This window comes from Bradyrhizobium sp. SSBR45G, from assembly GCF_030159255.1.
Lineage (GTDB): Bacteria > Pseudomonadota > Alphaproteobacteria > Rhizobiales > Xanthobacteraceae > Bradyrhizobium.
In genome coordinates this window covers 272,282-293,719 of record NZ_BSCT01000006.1, presented here as the reverse complement: position 1 = coordinate 293,719, position 21,438 = coordinate 272,282, and the positions used below count along the sequence as shown (strand labels likewise).

Here is a 21,438-nt window from a genome sequence, read left to right as displayed (position 1 = left end):
GGAGGACTGCGCCATGACTGTCCACATCCACCCGTCCGTCGATAGCGGCGTCAAACAAGGAAGCGGCCACTTCGCCGGCGGCACGCTGGTCTGCAAATGCCATGACCGGCCGGTGAAGGTCGGCATCCAGGGCGACGTTGCCCACAACCACGCCTGCGGCTGCACCAAGTGCTGGAAGCCCTCCGGCGCGACCTTCTCGGTCGTGGCCGTGGTGCCGCGGCAGAACGTCACGGTGCTGGAGAACGGCGACAAGCTCAAGATCGTCGACGCCTCGGCGGTGATCCAGCGCTATGCCTGCACCGGCTGCGGCACGCACATGTATGGCCGCATCGAGAACACCGGCCATCCGTTCTATGGTCTCGACTTCGTTCACCCCGAGCTGTTCCAGGAGCAGGGTTCGGCAGCGCCGGGCTTCGCGGCCTTCGTCTCCTCGGTGATCGAGTCGGGCGTGAAGCCGGAGCAGATGGGCGAGATTCGGGCGCGACTGAAGGAGCTGGGGCTGGAACCCTATGACTGCCTGTCGCCGGCCCTGATGGATGCGATTGCCACCCACGTGGCGAAAGCAAAGGCGGCCTGACAGCCGCAGCGTACCATGCGTTAGAACTGAAGCGTTCCTTCCTGAAGACTTGGTGCCTCGCCTGCCTTCGTGCCGGCGAGGCATTCTTTCTTTTTGCGGTCCTCCCTTCTGCAATCTCTCTTGTTCTTTCTCATTGCGTGAGCCGTTTTCATTTTGTGAGTCATCGTCTCGCGGCACGTCATCCCGCATCGCGGCTACGCGATACTGCACCCGCACACGGTTCCCGTGTGTTTTGACAGCACACGCGCCTGTGTAGACCGACGCCCGTCCCGGTCTGCTATCGTGAATCGCTTTCCGACAACTCACAATTGAGCCGGCGTGCGCATCAGGGACATGTGGTCCTGCGCGCGTCCACCAACGATCAGAACTGACGACCATTGGTCCGACAGAGCGAGGGCGAACATGATCAAGGTGAAAATCAACGGACAGGAGCAGAGCTGGGACGGCGATCCGAGCCTGCTGCTGCTGTGGTATCTGCGCGATGAGCTGGGCTTGACCGGCAGCAAATATGGCTGCGGCCAGGCGCTGTGCGGCGCCTGCACCGTGATGGTCGACAAGGAGGCCGCACGCGCCTGCATTACGGCGGTGTCGGATGTCGCGGGGCGCGAGGTCACCACCATCGAAGGCCTGCATCCGACCGGTGACCATCCGGTGCAGAAGGCGTGGCGGCAGGTCAACGTGCCGCAATGCGGCTTCTGCCAGGCCGGCCAGATCATGCAGGCGGCTGCGCTGCTCGACCAGAATCCGAAGCCCTCGCACGACCAGATTCGGGACGCGATGTCCGGCAACATCTGCCGCTGCGGCTGCTATCAGCGCATCGAGAATGCGGTCCATCTGGCCTCGACGGGGGTGTGATCATGAGCATCATCGAAAATTCCGCTCTCGGAAAATCCACGTCGCGCCGCGGCTTCGAGCGGCATCTCAAGGTCGAGAACGTCTCCCGTCGCGCCATCCTGCAGACGCTGGGCCTCGCTGGCGGCTTCGTGCTCGCCGCACCGCTGTTGTCGCGCCAAGCCTTCGCCGCCTATGAGACCGGCGCCGGCAAGATGCCGCATGGCACCGTGGTCGATCCCAAGGTCTTCGTGTCGATCGCGCCGGATGGCATCGTCTCCATCCTCGCGCATCGCTCCGAGATGGGCACCGGCGTGCGCACCAGCCTGCCGCTGATCGTCGCCGAGGAGATGGAAGCCGACTGGTCGCGCGTGCGCGTCGTGCAGGCGCCCGGCGACGAGGTGAAGTTCGGCAACCAGGACACCGACGGCTCGCGCAGTACGCGGCACTATCTGCTGCCGATGCGCCAGATCGGCGCGCTGGCGCGGGCGATGCTCGAAGCCGCGGCGGCGAAACGCTGGGGCGTGCCCGCAAGCGAGGTGAAGGCCGTCAACCATGAGGTCGTGCACAGCGCCAGCGGCCGTCGCGCAGGCTTCGGCGAGCTCGCGGCCGATGCTGCCAGCCAGCCCGCGCCCGCCATCGAAACGGTGCAGTTGAAGTCGCCAAAGGACTTCCGCTATCTCGGCAAGGGCCAGGTCAGCATCGTCGATCTGCATGACATCACGGTCGGCAAGGCGCGCTACGGCGCCGATGTCCGCCTGCCCGGCATGAAATACGCCGTCATCGCGCGACCGCCGGTGACCGGCGGCAAGCTGAAGTCGTTCGACCCGGCCGACGCGCTGAAGGTGCCCGGCGTCGAGCAGGTGATCGAGGTCAAGGGCTGGCCTTGGCCGTCGAAGTTCCAGCCGCTCGGCGGTGTCGCCGTGATCGCCCGCAATACGGGAGCGGCGATCAAGGGCCGCGACGCGCTCAAGATCGAGTGGGACGACGGCGCCAATGCGGCTTACGATTCGGTCGCCTACCGCGCCGAGCTCGAAGCCGCGGCACGCCAGCCGGGCCTCGTCGTCCGCCAGGAGGGCGACGCAGACGCCGCGCTCAAATCGGCCGACAAGGTCATCACCGGCGAGTACTATCTGCCGCATTTCGCCCATGCCAGCATGGAGCCGCCCGTTGCGGTTGCCGACGTCAAGAGCGACAAGGCGGAGATCTGGGCGCCGGTGCAGAGCCCCGGCGGCACCCGCGAGGACGTCGCCAAGACGCTGCAGATCCCGCCGGAGAACGTGACCGTCAACGTCACGCTGCTCGGCGGCGGCTTCGGCCGCAAATCGAAATGCGACTTCGCGCTCGAGGCCGCCCTGCTCTCCAAGACGCTGGGCGCACCGGTGAAGGTGCAATGGACGCGCGATGACGACCTGCATCACGACTTCCTGCACACGGTGTCGGTGGAGCGCATCGAGGCGGGCCTCGACAAGAGCGGCAAGGTGGTGGCCTGGCGCCACCGCAGCGTCGCGCCGACGATCCTGTCGACCTTCGCGGCCGGCGCCGATCATGCCGCGCCGTTCGAGCTCGGCATGGGCCTCGTCGACATGCCGTTCGAGATCGCCAACATCCAATGCGAGAACCCGGCCGCCAAGGCAATGACCCGCATCGGCTGGTTCCGCTCGGTCTCGAACATCCCGCGCGCCTTCGCCGTGCAATCGATGGTCGGCGAGATCGCCAACGCCACCGGCCGCGACCAGAAGGACATGCTGATCGAGCTGATCGGCAGTCCGCGAATCGTCAAGCTCGGCTCGGTGAAGGATCTCTGGAACTACGGCGAGCCCTATGAGAGCTACCCGATCGATACCGGGCGGCTGCGCCGCGTCGTCGAGTTCGTGGCCGAGAAGGGCAATTGGAGCCGCAAGGTCGCCAAGGGCCGCGGCCTCGGCATCGCCGCGCATCGCAGCTTCGTCAGCTACATCGCCACCATCGTGGAGGTCGAGGTCGACGACAAGGGCAAGCTGACCGTGCACCAGGTCGACACCGCGATCGATTGCGGTGTCTTCGTCAACCCGGAGCGCATCGCCTCGCAGCTCGAAGGCGCCGCGATCATGGGGCTGAGCCTCGCCAAATATGGCGAGATCAGCTTCAAGAACGGCCGGGTGCAGCAGCGCAATTTCGACGACTTCCAGGTGGTGCGGATCGACGAGGCGCCGCTGATCACCAACGTGCACATCGTCCCTGCGGATGCCGACACGCCGCCGAGCGGCGTCGGTGAGCCGGGCGTGCCGCCATTTGCGCCGGCGCTCGCCAATGCGATCTTTGCCGCCACCGGCAAGCGCCTGCGCGCGCTGCCGATCGGCAATCAGCTCGCGATCTGAGCGCGGCGATACGACATCATCGGCCGGAGCGATCCGGCCGATGATCCGCTCGGCAGAGCCGTGATGAATCAGCGCCCGTAGCGCACCGAGGCGTAGCGGCCGATCACCGCGCCGCGTCCCTGCCCCGGCGCACCAGCGACGCCGTGCGGCGTGCTGCCGCAATCCTGGCGCAGCGGCGGCGGCACGGGCTTCGCGGCAGATGCCGGATTTGACTGGCCCTCGACGAGCTTCGTCACCAGCGAACGCAGCCGCTGGTTCTCGATCTCCAGCTCCTTCAGATGACGCAGCGCAGGACTGCTGAGACCGCCATAGCGCTTGCGCCAGCGATAGAACGTGCGCAGCGACACCCCGGCGGTGCTGCAAATTTCGGCAATCGGAACGCCCGACTCCGCCTCGCAAAGCAGGACCAGAATCTCGTGCTCGGTGTGCAGGGAACGTCGCATGATCAGGGACCCCTACGCGGCCATCAGCAGCATTCTCGCATGATTTCCATGAGCTTGATAGAGGCCCGGCGCATCGGCCTCGCGACGCCACGTTGCATCCGTCAACAGCGATCGCGACGGGGCGCGACGGACGGAGATCGCTGCGCCCCGACTGCGCCCCTCCGCCGATTGGCAAAATTGACACGGGCTGCGGATAGCGCGGCGATCTGCCGGAGCCATGGGCAAGCCTGACCAGTTTTTGGCATTGCCGGCCTTCGCATCCTGCCCTGTTATCAACATGGACACCCGAGCCCCACGGAGGCAGCCCATGTCGAAACGCCACGAGATTCCCGCGACGCATGAGAGCATGGTCTGGGGGTACTTCGACAGCACGACTCCCCCAGTGCTCGAAGTCGCCTCCGGCGACACCGTGACGCTGCATTCGTTCCCGGCTGGCGGCAAGGAGACGCTGCCTGAAGACCGCAGCCTGGTTCCTCCGAACTATCTGACTGCGCTCGACACCATGATCCAGGGCCCGGGACCGCATTTCATCACCGGTCCCGTCTACGTGAAGGGCGCGCAGCCCGGCGATACGCTGCAGGTCGACATCCTCAACGTGAAGGTCAGCCAGGACTGGGGCTTCGTCTCGATCCTGCCGTTGCTCGGCACCCTGCCGGACGAGTTCACCGACTACGAGACCATCCATCCCAAGGTCGATCACGAGCGCCAGGTCTGCATCATGCCCTGGGGCACCGAGATCGCGCTCGACCCGTTCTTCGGCATCATCGGCACCGCGCCGCCGCCGGCCTGGGGCCGCTGCGGCTCGCCAGTGCCGCGCAGTTTTGGCGGCAACATGGACAACAAGGAGCTGCGGCCCGGCACCACGCTGTATCTGCCCGTGTTCAACGAGGGCGCGCTGTTCTTCGCCGGCGACGGCCACGGCGTGCAGGGCGACGGCGAGGTCTGCATCACCGCGCTGGAGACCGGCGTCACCGGCAGCTTCCGCCTGACCGTGCGCAAGGACATGGACATCACCTGGCCGTTCGCCGAGAACGCCACCCATTTGATGTCGATCGGCCTCGACGAGGATCTCGACGACGCCGCCAAGCAGGCGGTGCGCGAGATGGTCAAGCATGTCTGCGCCCGCACCAATCTGTCGCGCAACCAGGCCTACATGCTGTGCTCGCTGGCCGGCAATCTGCGCGTCACCCAGCTGGTCGACGGCAACAAGGGCATCCACATGCTGCTGCCGAAGGCGTATCTCTAGGTCCTCCTCGACCGGTTGAAGCTTGTTGTCAGCGACTAGCTTGCGAGTAATGGGCTGTCGCGGTGATGGCGCGCGGGCGACGCTTGCTCGCTGCCCGCCTCTCCCCGCGCGCGGCAGGGCTATCGCACATGACGCTCCTCGTATCGAACCCGTCTGTTCCCACGTCGTCATGGCCGGGCTTGTCCCGGCCATCCACGTTGTCCGGCACCTTTGGAAGGACGTGGATGCCCGGGACAAGCCCGGGCATGACGGAGACACTAATTGGCAGACGTAAGTGCTGCCATGTCCCATTTCGTCCAATCGACGCACATCATGCAATCCTGATCGACATGTCCGGCAGGCCCTCCAGCTTGCACAGCAGCACGTCGCCCTTGACGACCGGGCCGACATTCTCCGGCGTGCCGGAATAGATGATGTCGCCGGCCTTCAGCTCGAACGCTTCCGACAATTTCGCGATCTGCTCGGCGACGCTCCAGATCATCTTGGTGAGATCGGAGTTCTGCCGGACCGTGCCGTTCACCGCGAGCGAGATCGCGCCCTTGGTGAAGTGGCCGACCTTCGCCACCGGGTGGATCGGGCCGATGACGGCGGCATGGTCAAAGCTCTTGCCGATCTCCCACGGCTTCTTCTCGGCGGCCATGCCGTTCTGCAGGTCGCGCCGGGTCATGTCGAGGCCGAGCGCGTAGCCGTAGACGTGGTCGAGCGCAGACTCGACCGGGATGTTGGTGCCGCCGGACTTCAGCGCGGCGACCAGCTCGACCTCGTGGTGATAGTTCTTGGTCAGCGACGGATAGGGATGATCGGCGACCTCGCCGACGGCGACGTTCTGGATCGCATCGGTCGCCTTCTGGAAAAAGAACGGCGGCTCGCGGGTCGGATCGGAGCCGCGCTCGATCGCATGCGCCGCATAGTTGCGGCCGATGCAGTAGATCCGGCGGACCGGGAATACGCTCGGCTCGCCGACGATCGGAATGGTCGTGGCCGGCACGGCGAAGATCGGCTGCGGGCCCGCTTGTGCCGCGGCGGGGCGGCTCTCCGCCATGATTGCAGCCGCGGCAGCAAGGCCGCCGGCACCGACGAGAAGGTTGCGACGCGAGGTGTCTGTCATCTCTGTTCCTCCTGGGACAGCCGTTGCGACCGGCCGCTTGTTTGTCTGGGAGCGCTGATGTCGGCGCGCTCCAACTGATAAGCATATCCAGTATGCCAGCGCCACCATGCGCGCAGGCGCAATCGCTCTCGCGGCGCAACAAACGCCCGAAGCGATGATCGAGACCCTCACGTGAGACGCGAGGGCGCGGGGAAGACCGAGTGCCGACTGGCACCCGTGGCCCGCCTGCGGAAAAAATGCAGGCGGCAGGAACCACAGGTTCAGCCGGAACGACCCGGCCTTCCCCGCGCGATGGTCTTCACGGCTGCTCCGCGCTCTCCCCGGGGACCGGCTTGTTTGCCCCCGTCACCTGCCCCACACGTCATGTCGACAGCAAGCTTGGCGCCAGCATCGGGGCGCCAGGACCACACGGCTTGACCGTCCACGAGCTGCCAATCGTCCAGCGCAAAAGCACCTGGCAAGCCTGCGGCCACCGCTCCCCGCCCCTACGTATCGTGACGACGCGTACGCCCCTCTGCACGAGGCGGGATGCAGGGAGCAGAACATGATTTCCGATAAAAAGAAAGTCGAAAATATTTGCGCGGGGATCTGACGGAAGTGATCGTCCTGAGCGGACGGCGGAATTTCGTTTTCGGCGCACTCGCTACCCGGAGCTTGAGAGCGCCTCCAAACGCTGCCGGCAGCGCAGTTCGCGCTCCGCACCCAGGCTGAGTCGCCCGTCGGGCAACCGGGCGGCTGCACAGCAACGCGTTGCACTGCTTTCTCCGGCACGATGGAGGCGGACAGATCGGGGCCTCATGGTTCGAGACGCGCCGCAATGTCCACTGTTCGCGAGGCTTGACCGGTTGTACGGCGCTCCTCACCATGAGGGGCAAAAGCCGAGGCACTGCACACCGGACCTGAACACGCCGAGAGGCGTGTTCAGGTAGAGGAGCGACAATCCGCCAGACATGCCCGCACAACCTCGGACCTCATCCTGAGGAGCCCGCCGCAGGCGGGCGTCTCGAAGGATGGCCAAGGGCGAGACAATCACCGCCTGATCCGCAGGACCTTCGTCCTCGTTCCCTCGTTGACTCCAACCAGACGGCGCAACGCCATGACCGACACGACACCCCCGAGGAGACGCCGCATGCTGCTCTGGCTCACCGGCATCGTCGTGCTCGTGCTGGCCGGCGCCGCCATCGCCGCGGGGCCGCTCATGAGCCGGGTCGAACAGCCCAAATACGACGTCATCTCACGCGACGGCGACTTCGAGATTCGGGCCTATGCCCCGATGATCATTGCGCAGGCCGAGGTTCAGGGTGCGCGCAAGCCCGCCATCGAGGAAGGGTTCCGCATCGTCGGGGCCTACATCTTCGGCGCCAACCAGGCCAAGGCGAAGATCGCCATGACCGCGCCGGTGCAGCAGCAGGCCAGTGCCGCCACCGCACCGGACGATGGCGTCGCAAGCGATCGCTGGAGCGTCAGCTTCGTCATGCCGTCGACCTGGTCGCTCGACACCCTGCCGCCGCCGGCCGATACCAGGATCAAGCTGACCGCGCAGCCGGCCCAGCGCATGGTCGCGCTCACCTTTTCGGGCTCGTACTCAGACGGCATCCTCGCCGAGAAGACGCGCGAGCTGCGCGACTACGCGCAGCGCAAGGGACTGACCGTCACCGGAGCGCCGCTGCTCGCGTTCTACAACCCGCCGTGGACATTGCCGATGCTGCGGCGGAACGAGGTGATGCTGGCGTGTGGTTGTTAGAAGTGGCTGTTGCGACGTCAATGCAGCGCCTGATGCGTTAGGCCTCCGCTTTCACCCTGACATCGGTGCGCTCCCTCTCCCCGTTCTTACGGGGAGAGGGTTGGGGTGAGGGGCAGCCACGCCCACCGACCTTGCGGAGAGTCCCCCTCACCCGGATCGCATCTGTCGATGCGATCCGACCTCTCCCCGCAAGCGGGGCGAGGTGCACCGTGATTGCCGCTCGACCTGGTGTACCTTGCGGCGCACTCACTCAGAACTCAGTCCCGCCTCACCCTTCGATGATCGCCACCGCGCGTGTCCAGCCGGCCGAGGCGCGCTCGATCTTTACCGGGAAGCACGACACGGTGAAGCCGGTCGGCGGCAGCTGCTCCAGATTGTGCAGCTTCTCCAGGTGGCAATAGCCGATGTGGCGGCCGGCCTTGTGGCCTTCCCAGATCAGGCTGGCATCATGGGTCTCGGCGTATTTCTTTGCCGTAAACACAAAAGGCGCGTCCCAGCTCCAGGCATCGGTGCCGGTCAGCCGCACGCCGCGCTCGAGCAGATACATAGTGGCCTCGTAGCCCATGCCGCAGCCCGTGTTGACGTAATCCGGCTGGCCAAAGCGGGCGCCGGCCGCGGTATTGACCACGACGATCTCCAGCGGCGACAGCGTGTGGCCGATGCGCCTCAGCTCCTCGTCGACGTCCTTTGCCGTCACGACATAGCCATCTGGGAAATGGCGGAAGTCGAGCTTCACGCCCGGCTGCAGGCACCATTCCAGCGGCACCTCGTCGATGGTCCAGGCACGCTCGCCGCGGTTCATGGTCGGATGGAAGTGCCAGGGCGCATCGAGATGCGTGCCGTTGTGGGTCGACAGATTGACCTGCTCGACGGCCCAGCCCTGCCCGTCCGGCAGATCCTCGGCCTTCAGCCCCTCGAAGAACTGCAGCATGCGCGGCAGTCCCTGCTGATGGTCGATATAGGTGATGGTCGGATGCGTTCCCGGCGGGTCGGCCGGCACGTCGTTCTGCAAGGGCACGGAGATGTCGATCAGCTTGCGGGCCATGGGCGGTCCTCTCTTGTTGTCATTGTTCGTTTTTGTGATCGTCGGGAGGTCAGACGTCCTGCCGCTCGACCTTGTTCTTGAGCACGCCGATCTTCTCGACCTCGAGCTCGATGACGTCGCCATGCTCGAGATACCAGCCGAGCTCCAGGCCGCAGCCATTGCCGACCGTGCCGGAGCCGATGAATTCGCCCGGCATCAGGGTCTCGTCCTTGCTGATATAGGCGATCAGTTCCTCGAACGAGAACAGCATGCCCTCGCTGACGCCGCGCGAACGCACCTCGCCATTGACGCGCGCCTCCATCTTGAGGCGATAGGGATCGCCGATCTCGTCCGGCGTCACGATCCACGGACCCATGACGTTTCCGCCATCAAAGCTCTTGCCCTTGGAGGGACCGAGCCGGCCATCCATCTCGATGCGCTGGGTGTCGCGCGCGGAGAAATCGTTGAAGATGGTGAAACCGAAGATGTGGTCGCGCGCCTTGGCGGCCGGGATGTCCTTGGCACTGCCCCTGGTGATGATGCCGAACTCCAGCTCGTAGTCCATCACCTGGCTGTAGCGCGGCCACTTCACGATCGTGTTGGGGCCGCGCACGCTGAAGCGGTTGGTGATGTAGAAGATCGGGACCTTGCGATAGACCTCCGGCAGCTCGCCGAGCGGCTCGGCATCGATGCGCGCGAGTTCGTCCATGTCACCACGCTGGCGCGCCGCGAGCTTCCGCTGGCCGCGCGGCGCCTGCAGGATGTGCAGCGGGAACGACATGCCGTCGCGCATCTGCCGCGGCTCCGGCACCGGCGCGAGCAGCTCCGTGCCGGCGACGTCGCGCGACAGGCTCTCGTCACTGCCATAGCGCTCGACCAGCGCCCGCGCCGCATCGAGCGCGGCCTCGCCGGCGTCGATCAGCGACAGCATCGAAGCGAAGGCGGGGTTCGCCTGCCCGGCGCGATCAGCCGCAGCGGCAAGGTCGAACAGCCTGGAATCGCCGGCGTGGACCACGCCGATCCGCTCCCTGCCCTCGGTTCGAAATGTCGCAAGTTTCACGCCGGCCTCCCCTTGTGTTCTGTGTTAAAATATACAAACATAGAAAATATCGATAAACAAGAGGGGTCCGCCAATGGACCTCCGGGGGAGGAGTCACCAATGCGTCATCGGGTCATGCGTGCTTGGGTCGGGTCAGCGCTCACGGCGCTCGCCCTGGCGGTCAGTCCCGCGCGGGCGGACAAGATCCAGATCGGCTGCACCGCGACGACAGACTGTGCCTCGGCGATGGTCGCGGTCGACGAGGGCCTGTTCAAGAAGCACGGCCTCGATGCCGAGATGGTGTTGATCGGGATCAACTCGAACATCCCTGCCGCCATCCTGTCGAACTCGATCCAGATCGGCGGCCCGACCTCGACGGTGTTCCTGCAGGCGGCCGATGGCGGGCTCGATCTGGTTGCGATCTCGGGCGCCTCGATCATGAACAAGACCTCGAACGAGGCGGTCGCGGCCTTCGTGCGCAACGGCATCACCATCACCGGGCCGCAGGACTTCAAGGGCAAGAAGGTCGGCGCGCCCGGCATCGGCGCCTTCCTGCACGTGCTGTTCGTGAAATGGCTGGTCGAGAAGGGCGTCGATCCCCGAAGCGTCAACTTCGTCGAGGTGACGTTTCCGACCATGGCCGACACCATCAAGTCGGGCGGCGTCGATGCGGTGCTGACGGCCGAGCCGTTCTTGACGCGCATGACCAATGCCAGTCTCGGCACGGTCGGCGCGCGCTACGCCGCCGAGCTCGCCCGCACCGAGCCGATCATCTTCTATGCGGCCTCGCGCGAATGGGCCGAGAAGAACCCGGAGACGGTGAAGAAATTCCGCGCCGCCATCGCCGAGGCCGCCCCGATCGTCAACAACGACCGCGAGAAGGCCTCGGCCGCGGTCGCCAAATTCACCAAGCAGCCGCTGGAGCTGGTCAAGCTGACGGCGCCGAACTACGCCGAGCCGGTGCTGAAGCCCGAACAGCTGGCATGGTGGATCGACGTGATGTCGGCGCAGAAGATGCTGCAGAGCAAGCTCGATCTCAAGAAGCTGATCCTCGACTGATGACGGCAACGAACCCGATCCCGCAGACCGAGCCGACGAGCGACACGCTCAGCGAGCGCGCTGCCGCCTTGATCGAGCGCGACATCGTCGCCGGGGTTCTCGCTCCCGGCTCGCGTCTCGGGATCGTCGAGCTCGCCAAGCGCTATGAGATCGGGCCGACGCCGCTGCGCGAGGGGCTGTCGCGGCTGGTGTCGCGCGGCCTGATCGTCGGCATCGGCCAGCGCGGCTTTCGCGTCGCCGATGTCAGCCGCGACGATCTGATCGACATCACGCGGATGCGCACGGTGGTGGAGAAGGAGGCGCTGCGGCTGGCGATGCAGGGCGGCGACGATCGATGGGAGGCTGGCATCATCGCCGCGCTGCATCAGATGCGCCGCTACATCCAGCGCATGCAGAGCGAGTTCCGCGAAGGTGCGCCGGAGTTCGATCGGCTGCACAAGGCCTTCCACACTTCGCTACTCGCGGCCTGCGGATCGCAACGTCTGCTCGCGGCGCATTCCGATCTCTACGACCAGGCCTATCGCTATCGCCGCGTCATGATGCGCAGCTTCGACGACGGCAGCGGCTTCATCCGGGAGCACGAGGCGCTGGCCGATCTCGTGCTCGCGCGCGACGCGGCCGCGGCACAAGCGCGGCTGGAGGCGCATCTGCGCTCGACGGTCAACATCGTTTATCCCCAATCGAAGGGAGCCTGAGATGGCGGAGCCTGCCCTCGCACTGGTGCAATCGTCTCCCTCGCCTGCGCGCGCGCAGATTGCGTTCGACAATGTCGCGCTGATGCTGGGCGGCAAGGCGATCATCAACACGATCAGTCTCGACGTCGCCGCCGGCGAGATCCTCTGCGTGGTCGGCGCCTCCGGCTGCGGCAAGACGACGGCGCTGCGGCTTGCGGCCGGCCTCTATCAGCCGACCGGCGGCAGCGTGCGTTTCGAGGGCGAGGCGATGCGCGCGCCCCGGCGCGAGATCGCCGTGGTGTTCCAGGACTATGGCAAGGCGCTGCTGCCGTGGCGCACGGCGGCCGGCAACATATCGCTGGCGTTGGAGACGATCGGTATGCCCTCCGCGCAGCGCGAGGCGCGCATCACCGAGCTGCTGGCCAAGGTCGGGCTCGCCGGCCATGCCGCCAAATATCCGACGGAGATGTCGGGCGGCATGCAGCAGCGGCTGCAGATCGCGCGCTGCCTCGCGCAGGATCCCAAGGTGCTGCTGATGGACGAGCCGTTCGGCGCGCTGGACGCGATGACGCGCCAGGGGCTGCAGGACGAGATGCTGGCGCTGGTCGCCTCCACCGGCGCCACCGTCGTGTTCGTCACGCATGATCTGGAAGAGGCGATCTATCTCGGCGACCGCGTGATCGGCCTGTTGCCGCATCCCGGCCGCGTCGGCCTGGAATTGAAGATCGACCTGCCACGGCCGCGCGACCAGCTGGCGACCCGCGAGCATCCGGAATTCCTGCGGCTGCGTCGCGCGCTGTTCGACTTCATCAAGGCGAGCGAATGATCCTACCGGAGCGCATCAAGCCCGCGCTGCTGCCGCTCGCGGCGCTGCTGATCTTCGAAATCTGGATGCGGCTCGCCGACGTGCAGAGCGACTCGCTGGCGCCGCCGAGCGCGATCGCGCTCGCGCTGGCGGGCGCGCTGACCGACGGCTCGCTGCTTGCGGCGACGCGCGACACGCTCGCCGCTGCGTTTGCCGGGCTCGCGCTCGGCGGCGCCATCGGCCTGGTGCTGGGCATCGCGCTTGGCCTGTCGCATGTCTTCGACCGGCTGATGGAAGTCACGATCGAGGCGATCAGACCGATCCCCTCGGTGGCGCTGCTACCGATCGCGCTGATCGCACTCGGCTTCGGCTATCGCATGGAGATCGCAATCGTCAGCTTCGCCTGCGTCTGGCCGGTGCTGATCATGACGCGCGCCGCCGTCGGCGGCATCGAGCCGCGGCTGATCGAGGTGGCGCGCGTGCTGCGGCTGTCGCAACTCGATCGTGTCAGGAAGATCGTCATTCCCGCCGCCCTGCCCCGCATCTTCCTCGCCTTCCGGCTCGCGGCCGGCATCGCGCTGATTGTCGCAGTCACCGTGGAGATCGCGATCAATCCGCTCGGCTTGGGGGCTGGCATCATGACCGCGCAGCAGGCGCTGCGGCCGGACCTGATGCTCGCTTATCTGGTGTGGATCGGCGTCACCGGCTTTGCGCTCAACGCTGCGCTGATGGCGGCACAGAAGACGCTGTTCGGCCGCGCGGCAGCGATCGGAGACCAGGCATGAGATGGTCGGTGCTCGGCTGGCGCCTCGCGAGCTTCGCCGTCGCCGCCGGCATCATCGCGCTGTGGCAGCTCGCGGCCAATCAGCGCCTGATATCGCCGGTGTTCCTGCCCGGCCCCGATCGTGCCTGGGCCTCGCTGATGCGGGGCTTCACGAGCGGCGATCTCCTGACCAAGCTCATGGGGACGCTGACGCACATGGCCTATGGCTGGCTGCTCGCCTCGATCGCCGGCGTCGCGCTCGGCGCCATGATCGGCTCGTCCAAGGCGATGCGCATCTACGTCGCGCCGACCCTGGAGCTGCTGCGGCCGCTGCCGGTCTCGGCGATCATTCCGGTCGCGATCGCAGCGCTCGGCCTGAGCCAGGGCATGGCGCTGTTCGTGATCGCATTCGGCTCGCTGTGGCCGATGCTGCTCGGGACCGTCCACGGCTTCGCCGCGGTCGAGCCCAGGCTCTATGAGGTCGCGCGGGTGCTGCACATGTCGCGGCTCGCGGTCATCTTCAAGATCGCACTACCCTCGGCGGCCCCCGACATTCTCGCCGGCATGCGGCTGAGCCTCACGGTCGCGCTGATCCTCGCGGTGGTCTGCGAGATGCTCGCCGGCCTCGACGGCCTCGGCCAATGGGTGCTGCTGTCCGCGCGCTCGTTCCGCTCCGCCGACCTGTTCGCCGGCGTGATGCTGCTCGGCGTGATCGGCTACGTCACCGCGCTCGCGATGGGCGCCGCTGAGAGCCGGCTGTTGCGGTGGCAGGCCGCGCGGCGGTGATGACGTTGATCGTTGAGCCGAAGCCTCTCTTCACCTCTCACGAAGGGAGAGGTGGACGGAGGTCGCGGCTGGTGGCTCGGCCAAATCGAAATAGAGTGGATTTCGAACTGAAGTCAGCGTGCCAGGCCGGCGACGCGGCCGAGCGCGACGGCGGTCAGCAGGCCGTTGCCGGAAAGATAGCCCGAGGCATCGGCGCCGGAGACGCCGCAGGCGGCGCCGCCGGCTGCGAACAGATTGTCGATAGCAGTGCCATCCTTACGCATGACGCGGGCGCGGTCGTCGATGACGAGGCCGCCTTGCGTATGGAACAGCGCGCCGGTGACTTTCACCGCGCGATAGGGCGGCATCAGTTGCGGCACGCCGGCAAAGCTGCGGCCGTAGCGATCGGCGCACTGCTGCGCCTTGGCCTCGCGCACCTCATCGCATGTCGCCGCAAGCGCATCGGCCGGCACGCGCATCGCTGCCGCAAGGCCCGCGACATCGTCCGCTTCGAGCACCGCGCCATGGGAGACGGCGTTGCGAAAATCCTCGAACTGCGCGGCGATGCCGGCAATGCGCGCATCGAAGATCGTCCAGGCGATGCCGTCCGGCTGCGCCAGCACGTTGGCCGCCTGCTCGGAATAGCCTGACGCCTCGTTGGAGAAGCGCTCACCCCGCGCATTCACCTGGAAGCCGCCCTCGGTGATCGTGGCCCAGCTGATGAGAATGCCGGCGGGATGCGCCACCGAGCCGTGGCCCTGATGGCCGCCGAGATGACGCGTCGCCGCGCCAAGCTGCTCGCCCCAGGTCAGCGCATCGCCCTGATTGCCGACATGGCCGAAATAGGTCGCGCTCGCCATCTGCGGAATGTGTCGGCTGACAAGCGCCGGATTGCCCCCATAGCCGCTGCAGCCGAGGATCAGGCGGCGGCAGCCGACCTCATCGCTGCTACCGTCGGGCCGGATGAAACGCACGCCGGCGGCGCGCTGACTGGGATCGACCAGCAGCGTCGTTGCATGCGCGTCGCAGAGGATGTCGATGCCGGCGGTCTCGGCCGCCGTACGCAGCCGGTCGATCAGCTCGCGCCCAGCGCGGCTCGGCAGGCCGTGCATGCGATAGCGCGAATGACCGGGATAGGAGAAATTGTCGACCAGCGAGAACGGCAGCTGATGCCGGTCGGCCAGCCATTCGAGCGTCGGGCCGATGGTGGCGGTGACGAGCTGCACCAGCGCCGGGTCAGGCTCATCGTGCGCCTTGTGCATGATGTCCGCGGCGAAGCGCGCCGGACTGTCGTCGATGCCGAGCGCCGCCTGCCAGCGCGTGCCAGCCGCCGGGATCAGTCCGGCCGACAGCGCCGTCGAGCCCTGCGGCACGCCATCGCGCTCCAGCACCAGCACGCTCTCGCCGTTCTCGACCGCCGAGAGCGCCGCGACGAGCCCAGCCGCGCCCGCGCCGATGATCAGGCAGTCGACGCCGACCTCAGGCGCGCGGTCGATGATTTCGATGCCACTCATGTGCGCCCCTCACCACGCTTGCGACCGTCCTTCGAGACGCTCGCCTGCGGCGAGCTCCTCAGGACGAGGATCTTGTTTGCGGCAAGACTTTCAACCCTCATGGTGAGGAGCGCCCCTTGGGCGCGTCTCGAACCATGAGGCCCCGCAGGTGGCAGCGGACGACGACTTGGCTCATGACGCCGCCAGCTCCGTCATCGCCTCCGCGATCGAGGCCACGCGGCACACCGGCTTCAACGCGGCGATCGCGGTGGCATGCGTCTCGGCGGTGAACGCCGCGCAGCCGTCTTCCAGCACGACCGTCTCGAAATCGCGGATATGCGCATCACGCACGGTGGAAGCGACGCCGCCATTGGTGACGATGCCGGCGACATAGAGTTTTTCGATGCGGCACTTGCGCAGCACCCATTCGAGCCGCGTCATGTAGAACGCCGAATAGGCGATCTTCTCGATCGTGATATCGGCCGGCTGCAGCAGATCCACGAGCTGATGGCCCCAGGCGCCGGGCAGGAAGTCGCCCTTGGCCAGGAACGGCCGCAGCTGCTTCAGGTGCGGCGAGATCAGCGGCTCGCCACCCTTGCCCGGCACCAGGGTGAACTGCGTCGAGATCACGAAGCCGCCCTTGCTCCGCATCAGATCGGCGAACGGCTTGATGCGTGGCGGCAGCGCCGCGATGTCGGCGGCCGTCTGTCCGGCCCGGCCATAGGCGCCCTGGGCATCGAGGAAATCGTTCTGCAGGTCGACAATCAGCAGCGCGCTCTGCGCGGCCGGAATGCTGTGATCGCTCATGCGCTGCGCTCCACGATGACGTTGCCGAACTGGTCCACCCGCGCCTTGAAGCCGGGCGCGATCACCGTCGTCGCATCCGGCTGTTCCAGGATCGCCGGCCCCGCGATGTCGCTGCCGACCGGCAGATCGAGCCGCGCATAGATCGCGGTGCTCCACCATCTGCCATCGAACCAGACCTCGCGGCTGCCGAGCCGTGCCTTGGCGAGATCGGCGCTGCCGTCGGGCGCGAGCGCAGAGAGATCGAAGCGCGGCCGCACGCCGATCGCTGCTGTCCGCAGGTTGACGATCTTGATCGGCACACCCGGCAGCAGGCGGCTGAAGCTCTTCTGATAGGCCGTCTCGAACGCCTTGCGCACGTCCTCGACCGTCAGCGCGAGAACGCCGTCGCGCATCTCGGCCGGCAAGGTCGCGCGGATGGTGTGGGTCTGGCCGACATAGTGCATGTCGAGCTCGAACAACGTGTCGATGCGCTCGACGGCGAGCCGCGCGTCCTTCACCACGGCCTGCGCATGCTCGGCTTCGGACTGCATCCAGCGCGTCAGCGCGGCGATGTCGAGGCCATCGACGAACATGTTGAGCGTCTGCACCTGGTCGTGGCGGATGTCGGCGATGACGCAGCCGAGCGCCGAGGTGACGCCGGGATAGCGCGGCACCAGCGCCGCCTTCAGGCCGACATCCTTGATCAGCGCCGAGACGTGCAGCGCGCCGCCGCCGCCGAACGGGACCGCCGCGAAGCGCGCCGGATCATGGCCGCGCTCGATCGACATCAGCCGGATCGCGCCCGCCATCTTGCTGTCGGCGATGCGCACGATCGCTTCCGCCGCTTCCATCGTGCCAAGGCCCAAGGGCTCGCCGACATGCCTGGCAATGGCGCGCTTCGCCGCCTCGACGTCGAGCGCCTTGAGCTTGCCGCCGATCGGCCTGTCGGCATTGATGCGGCCGAGCACGACATTGGCATCGGTCAGCGTCGGCCGCTCATTGCCGCCGCCATAGCACACCGGCCCCGGACGCGAGCCGGCACTTTCGGGGCCGACCTGCAGCAGGCCGCCGGCATCGACATGAGCGATCGAGCCGCCGCCGGCGCCGATCGTCGTGATCTCGATCATCGGCGTACGCACGACGAGGCCGAAATCGATCGTGGTCTGCGCCGCCAGCGACGTCGCGCCATCGACCACCAGCGACACGTCGAACGAGGTGCCGCCGAGATCGCCGGTGATGACGTTGGGGAAGCCGGCCGCCTTGGCGATCTCCGCCGCAGCGATCACGCCGGCCGCAGGACCCGACAGCGCGGTGCGGATCGGGAATCGCCGCGCCGCGTCGGTCGACATCACGCCGCCATTGGACTGCACGATGTGGAAGCGGCCGTCGAAGGCTTCGCCCGCCAGCGCGTTCTGCAGCTTCTGCAAATACGAGCCGACCACCGGCTGCAGATAGGCGTTGAGCGCGGTCGTCGACGTCCGCTCGAACTCACGGATCTCAGGCAGGATCTGGCTGGAGCAGGCCACGTTGTCGTTGGGCCAGATCGCCTGCACGGCTTCGAGCGCACGGCGCTCATTGTCGGGATTGGCGAAGGCGTTGACGAACACGATCGCGAGCGCCTGCGCGCCCTTGGCGAGCAGCTCGCGCGCGACAGCCGTCACCTGCGCGACATCGATGGCGGTGCGGACCGTGCCGTCGGACAGCACGCGCTCGTCGACCTCGGCGCGCATGTCGCGCTCGACGACGGGTATGAAGTCGCCCCACAGGCCCCAGGTGTTGCGGCGGTCGCGCCGGCGCATTTCCAGGACGTCGCGGAAGCCACGCGTGGTGATCAGGCCGATGCGCGCGCCCTTGCGCTCCAGGAGCGCATTGGTGCCGACGGTCGTGCCATGCACGATCGAGCTGAGGTGCGAGACCGCGCCAAAACCTTGCAGGCCTTCGAGGAAGCCCACCGCCTCGTCGCCGCGGTTCGACGGCACCTTGTTGGTGCGGAAGGTCCGCTTGGCCTCGTCGAAGTAGAAGAGATCCGTGAAGGTGCCGCCGACATCGACGCCGACGATGGTGCCGAGCTTGCTCATGCCGCACCTCCCGCGCGCAGCGTGCGCGTCGCGGCTTCATCGACGGCGCCGTCGGCTGCCACTGCGACCTTGTAGACCTCACGCGCCTGTCCTGGCGAGACGAAGCCGAGCGCGACGTCATGGGCGACGGCCGCAACCGGCCGCGCCTCCGGCGGCCCCCAGCCACCGCCCCCTGGCGTTTCCAGACGCACGCGCTTGCCGGCCTTGAGATGCAGGTCGGTGATCTTGGAGACCATCGGCGGGCTCGCCTCGCCAGAATCGGTCTGCCAGGTGAAGCGGTTGAGCGCCGCGCTTCCGCCGCCGGCGACGCCGAACGGCGCCGCCTTGCCGCGCTCGCCGAGCAGCGCGACATCGGCATCGGCCAGCAGCTCGACCTCGTAGATGGCGCCGACGCCGCCGCGATGCGTGCCGGCACCGGCGGAATCCGGGCGCAGCGCCCATTGCGTGAACATCACGGGATAGGCTGCCTCAAGGATTTCCACAGGCGGGATGGTCGCGGTCGAGATCGGGTTGTTGGCGTGGTTGAGGCCGTCGGTCGCGGGATTGCCGCCGAGGCCGCCGCCGAAGAACGAGAACATCACGAAGCGGCTGTTGTCCTTGCGATGGCCGGCGATCGACAGCGCGTTGATGGTGCCGAAGGGGGCAGCGGTGGCGCGCGCAGGATCCGCCTTGGCGAGCGCGCCGAGCACGACGCCAATCAGGCGCAGGATCGTTTCGGTGTAGCCCGCGACCGGCTTGGGCGGCCCGGCTGCGAGCAGCGAGCCGTCGGTGATCGCAAAGCTGATCGGCCGGAGACAGCCGGCATTGGCGGGCACCTCGGTGAAGACGTGCTTGAGCGCGACGTAGCAGGCCGCGATCGTGGTCGAGCGCGAGATGTTGATCGGGCCCTTGCAGGCGCCCGACGATCGGGTGAAGTCGAGCGCCATCGTGTCGCCGGCAATGGTGACGTCGAGCGCCACCGTCAGCGGCTCGTCGACGATGCCGTCATTGTCGAGCACGTCCTCGAACGAATAAATGCCGTCGGGCAGCGAGGCGATCGCGGCACGCATCAAAGTCTCGGCGCGATCGGAGAATGCCTCGAACGCGTCGGCCACGGTCGCATCGCCGTAATCGTCGAGCAGCGCGCGCAAGCGGCGCTCGCCGAGATCGAGCGCGTTGAGCTGGCCGTTGAGGTCGCCCCAGTTCGACATCGGCACGCGCGAATTGGCCTCGAGGATGCCGAGGATGTCGTGGTTCATGCGCCCCGCGGCGATCAGCTTGACGGGTGGAATGCGCATGCCTTCCTGAAAACTCTCGACCGCCTTCGGATTGTAGCCGCCGGCGACGTTGCCGCCGATGTCGAGCCAGTGGCCGACCGAGGCGATCCAGCAGAACACGTGGCCGTTGCGGAACACTGGACGCACCAGGCGGAAGTCGTTGAGATGGGTGCCGCCGTCATAGGGGTCGTTGAAGATGAAGGTGTCGCCCTCCTCCAGGCCGCCATCCTTCTCGACCTTGGCGATGACGGCGCGCACGGCAAAGGCCATCGCGCCGACGAAGATCGGCAGGCCGCCCTGCCCCTGCACCAGGGTGTCGCCGGTGGTCGCATGATAGATGCCATGGCAGGCGTCGCGCGCTTCGGCGATGGTCGGGTTGAACGCCGAGCGATACAGCGTCGCGTCCATCTCGTCGGCGATCTGCTCCAGCCTTCCCTTGAGCACCGCGAGCGTGATCGGATCCAGGGTCGTCATGCCCGCGCCTCCTCGTCATCAGTCGCGTAACGGGCGCCATGGGCCAGGATGTCGGCGGTGCCCAGCATCGCGTTGAGCCCGGTGAAATCGAGCATGCGGTCGGCGAACGGCCGGGTCGAGCCGGCCTCGGCCAGCGACGCATAGTAGGCGCGCGCCGCGAAGGCGAGCGCACGCACGATGCCGCCGGGGAAGATCACGAGCTTGAAGCCGAGCGCGCCGAGTTCGGCCGCGGCATGGATCGGCGTCGAGCCGCCCTCGACCATGTTCGCCAGCAGCGGCCGCTTGGACGCCAGCCGTGCGGCGATGGCCGACAACTGCTCGCTGCTCTTCGGCGCCTCGACGAACAGCACGTCGGCGCCCGCTTCTGCATAGCGCCCGGCGCGCGCGATCGCGGCTTCCATGCCCTCGATCGCCAGCGCATCGGTGCGCGCGATGATCAGCGTCTCCTCGGACTTCCGCGCGTCGAGCGCGGCCTTGATCTTGCCCACCATCTCACCTGTGCCGATCACCGTCTTGTCGGTGAGATGGCCGCAGCGCTTCGGCGTCGTCTGGTCCTCGAGCTGAATCGCGGAGGCGCCCATGCGCTCGAACAGCCTGACAGTGCGCTGAACGTTGAGCGCGTTGCCGAAGCCGGTATCGGCATCGACCACCAGCGGCAGGTCGACGCGGTCGCGGATGACGGCGATGGTGTCGGCGACCTCCATCATCGACACTAGCCCGATGTCGGGACGGCCGAGCCTGGTATAGGCGATGCCGGCGCCCGTCAGGTACAGCGCCTTGAAGCCGGCCTCGGCGGCGATGCTCGCGGTCAGCGCATCGTACACGCCGGGCGCGATCGTCGTCTCGGCTGATGCCAGAGTGGATCTCAGGCTCATTGTCGTTTCCTTGTTTCTCACAATTGGACTGAAGCGCC

The 21,438-nt window shown here is 66.9% G+C and carries 19 protein-coding genes; 10 read left to right on the top strand and 9 right to left on the bottom strand.

Annotation, left to right across the window (positions count from 1 at the left end):
* The first annotated feature begins 13 nt into the window (after window positions 1-13).
* From gfa to QQL87_RS10985, 3 genes are all read left to right on the top strand, one after another.
* Entirely contained in the window at window positions 14-577 is a 564-nt protein-coding gene (gfa, locus tag QQL87_RS10995; protein ID WP_284417557.1) for an S-(hydroxymethyl)glutathione synthase, read from the top strand.
* Window positions 578-979: 402 nt separating this feature from the next.
* Window positions 980-1,432: a (2Fe-2S)-binding protein gene (locus QQL87_RS10990; protein WP_284417556.1), complete on the top strand. Its 453-nt coding sequence runs from the start codon at window positions 980-982 to the stop codon at window positions 1,430-1,432.
* 2 nt (window positions 1,433-1,434) lie between these two features.
* A complete protein-coding gene (locus QQL87_RS10985; RefSeq protein WP_284417555.1) occupies window positions 1,435-3,768 on the top strand; it encodes a xanthine dehydrogenase family protein molybdopterin-binding subunit in 2,334 nt (777 codons plus the stop codon).
* Between the two features lie 68 nt (window positions 3,769-3,836).
* Here QQL87_RS10985 and QQL87_RS37315 read toward each other — a convergent pair whose 3' ends face one another.
* Window positions 3,837-4,211 (bottom strand): transposase, encoded by a 375-nt coding sequence (locus QQL87_RS37315; protein ID WP_502871152.1) that lies wholly within the window; start codon window positions 4,209-4,211, stop codon window positions 3,837-3,839.
* A gap of 307 nt (window positions 4,212-4,518) precedes the next feature.
* Between QQL87_RS37315 and QQL87_RS10975 the strand changes: the two genes are divergently transcribed.
* Complete coding sequence (locus tag QQL87_RS10975; RefSeq protein WP_284417554.1) at window positions 4,519-5,457, top strand: acetamidase/formamidase family protein; 939 nt, start codon at window positions 4,519-4,521, stop codon at window positions 5,455-5,457.
* Between the two features lie 310 nt (window positions 5,458-5,767).
* Here QQL87_RS10975 and QQL87_RS10970 read toward each other — a convergent pair whose 3' ends face one another.
* Window positions 5,768-6,565, bottom strand: a complete 798-nt coding sequence (locus tag QQL87_RS10970; RefSeq protein ID WP_284417553.1) for a fumarylacetoacetate hydrolase family protein — start codon at window positions 6,563-6,565, stop codon at window positions 5,768-5,770.
* Window positions 6,566-7,694: 1,129 nt separating this feature from the next.
* Here QQL87_RS10970 and QQL87_RS10965 point away from each other — a divergent pair.
* On the top strand, window positions 7,695-8,309 hold the full coding sequence (locus QQL87_RS10965; protein ID WP_284417552.1) for an SOUL family heme-binding protein: 615 nt from the start codon (window positions 7,695-7,697) through the stop codon (window positions 8,307-8,309).
* Window positions 8,310-8,577: 268 nt separating this feature from the next.
* Here QQL87_RS10965 and QQL87_RS10960 read toward each other — a convergent pair whose 3' ends face one another.
* On the bottom strand, window positions 8,578-9,354 hold the full coding sequence (locus QQL87_RS10960; RefSeq protein ID WP_284417551.1) for a cyclase family protein: 777 nt from the start codon (window positions 9,352-9,354) through the stop codon (window positions 8,578-8,580).
* 49 nt (window positions 9,355-9,403) lie between these two features.
* On the bottom strand, window positions 9,404-10,393 hold the full coding sequence (locus QQL87_RS10955; RefSeq protein WP_284417550.1) for a fumarylacetoacetate hydrolase family protein: 990 nt from the start codon (window positions 10,391-10,393) through the stop codon (window positions 9,404-9,406).
* Between the two features lie 99 nt (window positions 10,394-10,492).
* Here QQL87_RS10955 and QQL87_RS10950 point away from each other — a divergent pair, with 99 nt between their 5' ends.
* From QQL87_RS10950 to QQL87_RS10930, 5 genes are read left to right on the top strand one after another with little or no spacing between them, the layout of a single operon-like run.
* On the top strand, window positions 10,493-11,431 hold the full coding sequence (locus QQL87_RS10950; RefSeq protein WP_284417549.1) for an ABC transporter substrate-binding protein: 939 nt from the start codon (window positions 10,493-10,495) through the stop codon (window positions 11,429-11,431).
* Window positions 11,431-12,126: a GntR family transcriptional regulator gene (locus QQL87_RS10945; RefSeq protein ID WP_284417548.1), complete on the top strand. Its 696-nt coding sequence runs from the start codon at window positions 11,431-11,433 to the stop codon at window positions 12,124-12,126. The genes QQL87_RS10950 and QQL87_RS10945 overlap by 1 nt, the downstream gene beginning before the upstream one ends.
* 1 nt (window position 12,127) lies before the next feature.
* Window positions 12,128-12,931, top strand: coding sequence for an ABC transporter ATP-binding protein (locus QQL87_RS10940; protein ID WP_284417547.1), 804 nt, complete (start codon window positions 12,128-12,130; stop codon window positions 12,929-12,931).
* Window positions 12,928-13,695, top strand: coding sequence for an ABC transporter permease (locus QQL87_RS10935; RefSeq protein WP_284417546.1), 768 nt, complete (start codon window positions 12,928-12,930; stop codon window positions 13,693-13,695). Before QQL87_RS10940 ends, QQL87_RS10935 begins: the two co-directional genes overlap by 4 nt.
* Window positions 13,692-14,459: an ABC transporter permease gene (locus QQL87_RS10930; RefSeq protein WP_284417545.1), complete on the top strand. Its 768-nt coding sequence runs from the start codon at window positions 13,692-13,694 to the stop codon at window positions 14,457-14,459. The genes QQL87_RS10935 and QQL87_RS10930 overlap by 4 nt, the downstream gene beginning before the upstream one ends.
* Before the next feature lie 113 nt (window positions 14,460-14,572).
* On the opposite strand, the gene QQL87_RS10925 is transcribed toward QQL87_RS10930, so the two are convergent.
* The 5 genes from QQL87_RS10925 to QQL87_RS10905 all read right to left on the bottom strand — a co-directional run bounded on the left by QQL87_RS10925 (window position 14,573) and on the right by QQL87_RS10905 (window position 21,400).
* Window positions 14,573-15,952 carry an FAD-dependent oxidoreductase gene (locus QQL87_RS10925; RefSeq protein ID WP_284417544.1) on the bottom strand — a complete coding sequence of 460 codons (1,380 nt, stop codon included), beginning with the start codon at window positions 15,950-15,952 and terminating at the stop codon, window positions 14,573-14,575.
* Window positions 15,953-16,123: 171 nt separating this feature from the next.
* Window positions 16,124-16,738 (bottom strand): cysteine hydrolase family protein, encoded by a 615-nt coding sequence (locus tag QQL87_RS10920; protein WP_284417543.1) that lies wholly within the window; start codon window positions 16,736-16,738, stop codon window positions 16,124-16,126.
* On the bottom strand, window positions 16,735-18,795 hold the full coding sequence (locus QQL87_RS10915; RefSeq protein ID WP_284417542.1) for a hydantoinase/oxoprolinase family protein: 2,061 nt from the start codon (window positions 18,793-18,795) through the stop codon (window positions 16,735-16,737). Before QQL87_RS10915 ends, QQL87_RS10920 begins: the two co-directional genes overlap by 4 nt.
* Window positions 18,792-20,525, bottom strand: coding sequence for a hydantoinase B/oxoprolinase family protein (locus QQL87_RS10910; RefSeq protein ID WP_284417541.1), 1,734 nt, complete (start codon window positions 20,523-20,525; stop codon window positions 18,792-18,794). Before QQL87_RS10910 ends, QQL87_RS10915 begins: the two co-directional genes overlap by 4 nt.
* Window positions 20,522-21,400, bottom strand: a complete 879-nt coding sequence (locus QQL87_RS10905) for an isocitrate lyase/PEP mutase family protein (protein WP_284417540.1) — start codon at window positions 21,398-21,400, stop codon at window positions 20,522-20,524. Before QQL87_RS10905 ends, QQL87_RS10910 begins: the two co-directional genes overlap by 4 nt.
* Between the last annotated feature and the right edge of the window lie 38 nt (window positions 21,401-21,438).

Excerpts from the sequence above, each read along its gene's own strand:
- gfa (WP_284417557.1), top strand. The coding sequence starts at position 14 with ATGACTGTCCACATCCACCCGTCCGTCGATAGCGGCGTCAAACAAGGA.
- QQL87_RS10990 (WP_284417556.1), top strand. The coding sequence starts at position 980 with ATGATCAAGGTGAAAATCAACGGACAGGAGCAGAGCTGGGACGGCGAT.
- QQL87_RS10985 (WP_284417555.1), top strand. The coding sequence starts at position 1,435 with ATGAGCATCATCGAAAATTCCGCTCTCGGAAAATCCACGTCGCGCCGC.
- QQL87_RS37315 (WP_502871152.1), bottom strand. The coding sequence starts at position 4,211 with ATGCGACGTTCCCTGCACACCGAGCACGAGATTCTGGTCCTGCTTTGC.
- QQL87_RS10975 (WP_284417554.1), top strand. The coding sequence starts at position 4,519 with ATGTCGAAACGCCACGAGATTCCCGCGACGCATGAGAGCATGGTCTGG.
- QQL87_RS10970 (WP_284417553.1), bottom strand. The coding sequence starts at position 6,565 with ATGACAGACACCTCGCGTCGCAACCTTCTCGTCGGTGCCGGCGGCCTT.
- QQL87_RS10965 (WP_284417552.1), top strand. The coding sequence starts at position 7,695 with ATGCTGCTCTGGCTCACCGGCATCGTCGTGCTCGTGCTGGCCGGCGCC.
- QQL87_RS10960 (WP_284417551.1), bottom strand. The coding sequence starts at position 9,354 with ATGGCCCGCAAGCTGATCGACATCTCCGTGCCCTTGCAGAACGACGTG.
- QQL87_RS10950 (WP_284417549.1), top strand. The coding sequence starts at position 10,493 with ATGCGTCATCGGGTCATGCGTGCTTGGGTCGGGTCAGCGCTCACGGCG.
- QQL87_RS10945 (WP_284417548.1), top strand. The coding sequence starts at position 11,431 with ATGACGGCAACGAACCCGATCCCGCAGACCGAGCCGACGAGCGACACG.
- QQL87_RS10940 (WP_284417547.1), top strand. The coding sequence starts at position 12,128 with ATGGCGGAGCCTGCCCTCGCACTGGTGCAATCGTCTCCCTCGCCTGCG.
- QQL87_RS10935 (WP_284417546.1), top strand. The coding sequence starts at position 12,928 with ATGATCCTACCGGAGCGCATCAAGCCCGCGCTGCTGCCGCTCGCGGCG.
- QQL87_RS10930 (WP_284417545.1), top strand. The coding sequence starts at position 13,692 with ATGAGATGGTCGGTGCTCGGCTGGCGCCTCGCGAGCTTCGCCGTCGCC.
- QQL87_RS10925 (WP_284417544.1), bottom strand. The coding sequence starts at position 15,952 with ATGAGTGGCATCGAAATCATCGACCGCGCGCCTGAGGTCGGCGTCGAC.
- QQL87_RS10920 (WP_284417543.1), bottom strand. The coding sequence starts at position 16,738 with ATGAGCGATCACAGCATTCCGGCCGCGCAGAGCGCGCTGCTGATTGTC.
- QQL87_RS10915 (WP_284417542.1), bottom strand. The coding sequence starts at position 18,795 with ATGAGCAAGCTCGGCACCATCGTCGGCGTCGATGTCGGCGGCACCTTC.
- QQL87_RS10910 (WP_284417541.1), bottom strand. The coding sequence starts at position 20,525 with ATGACGACCCTGGATCCGATCACGCTCGCGGTGCTCAAGGGAAGGCTG.
- QQL87_RS10905 (WP_284417540.1), bottom strand. The coding sequence starts at position 21,400 with ATGAGCCTGAGATCCACTCTGGCATCAGCCGAGACGACGATCGCGCCC.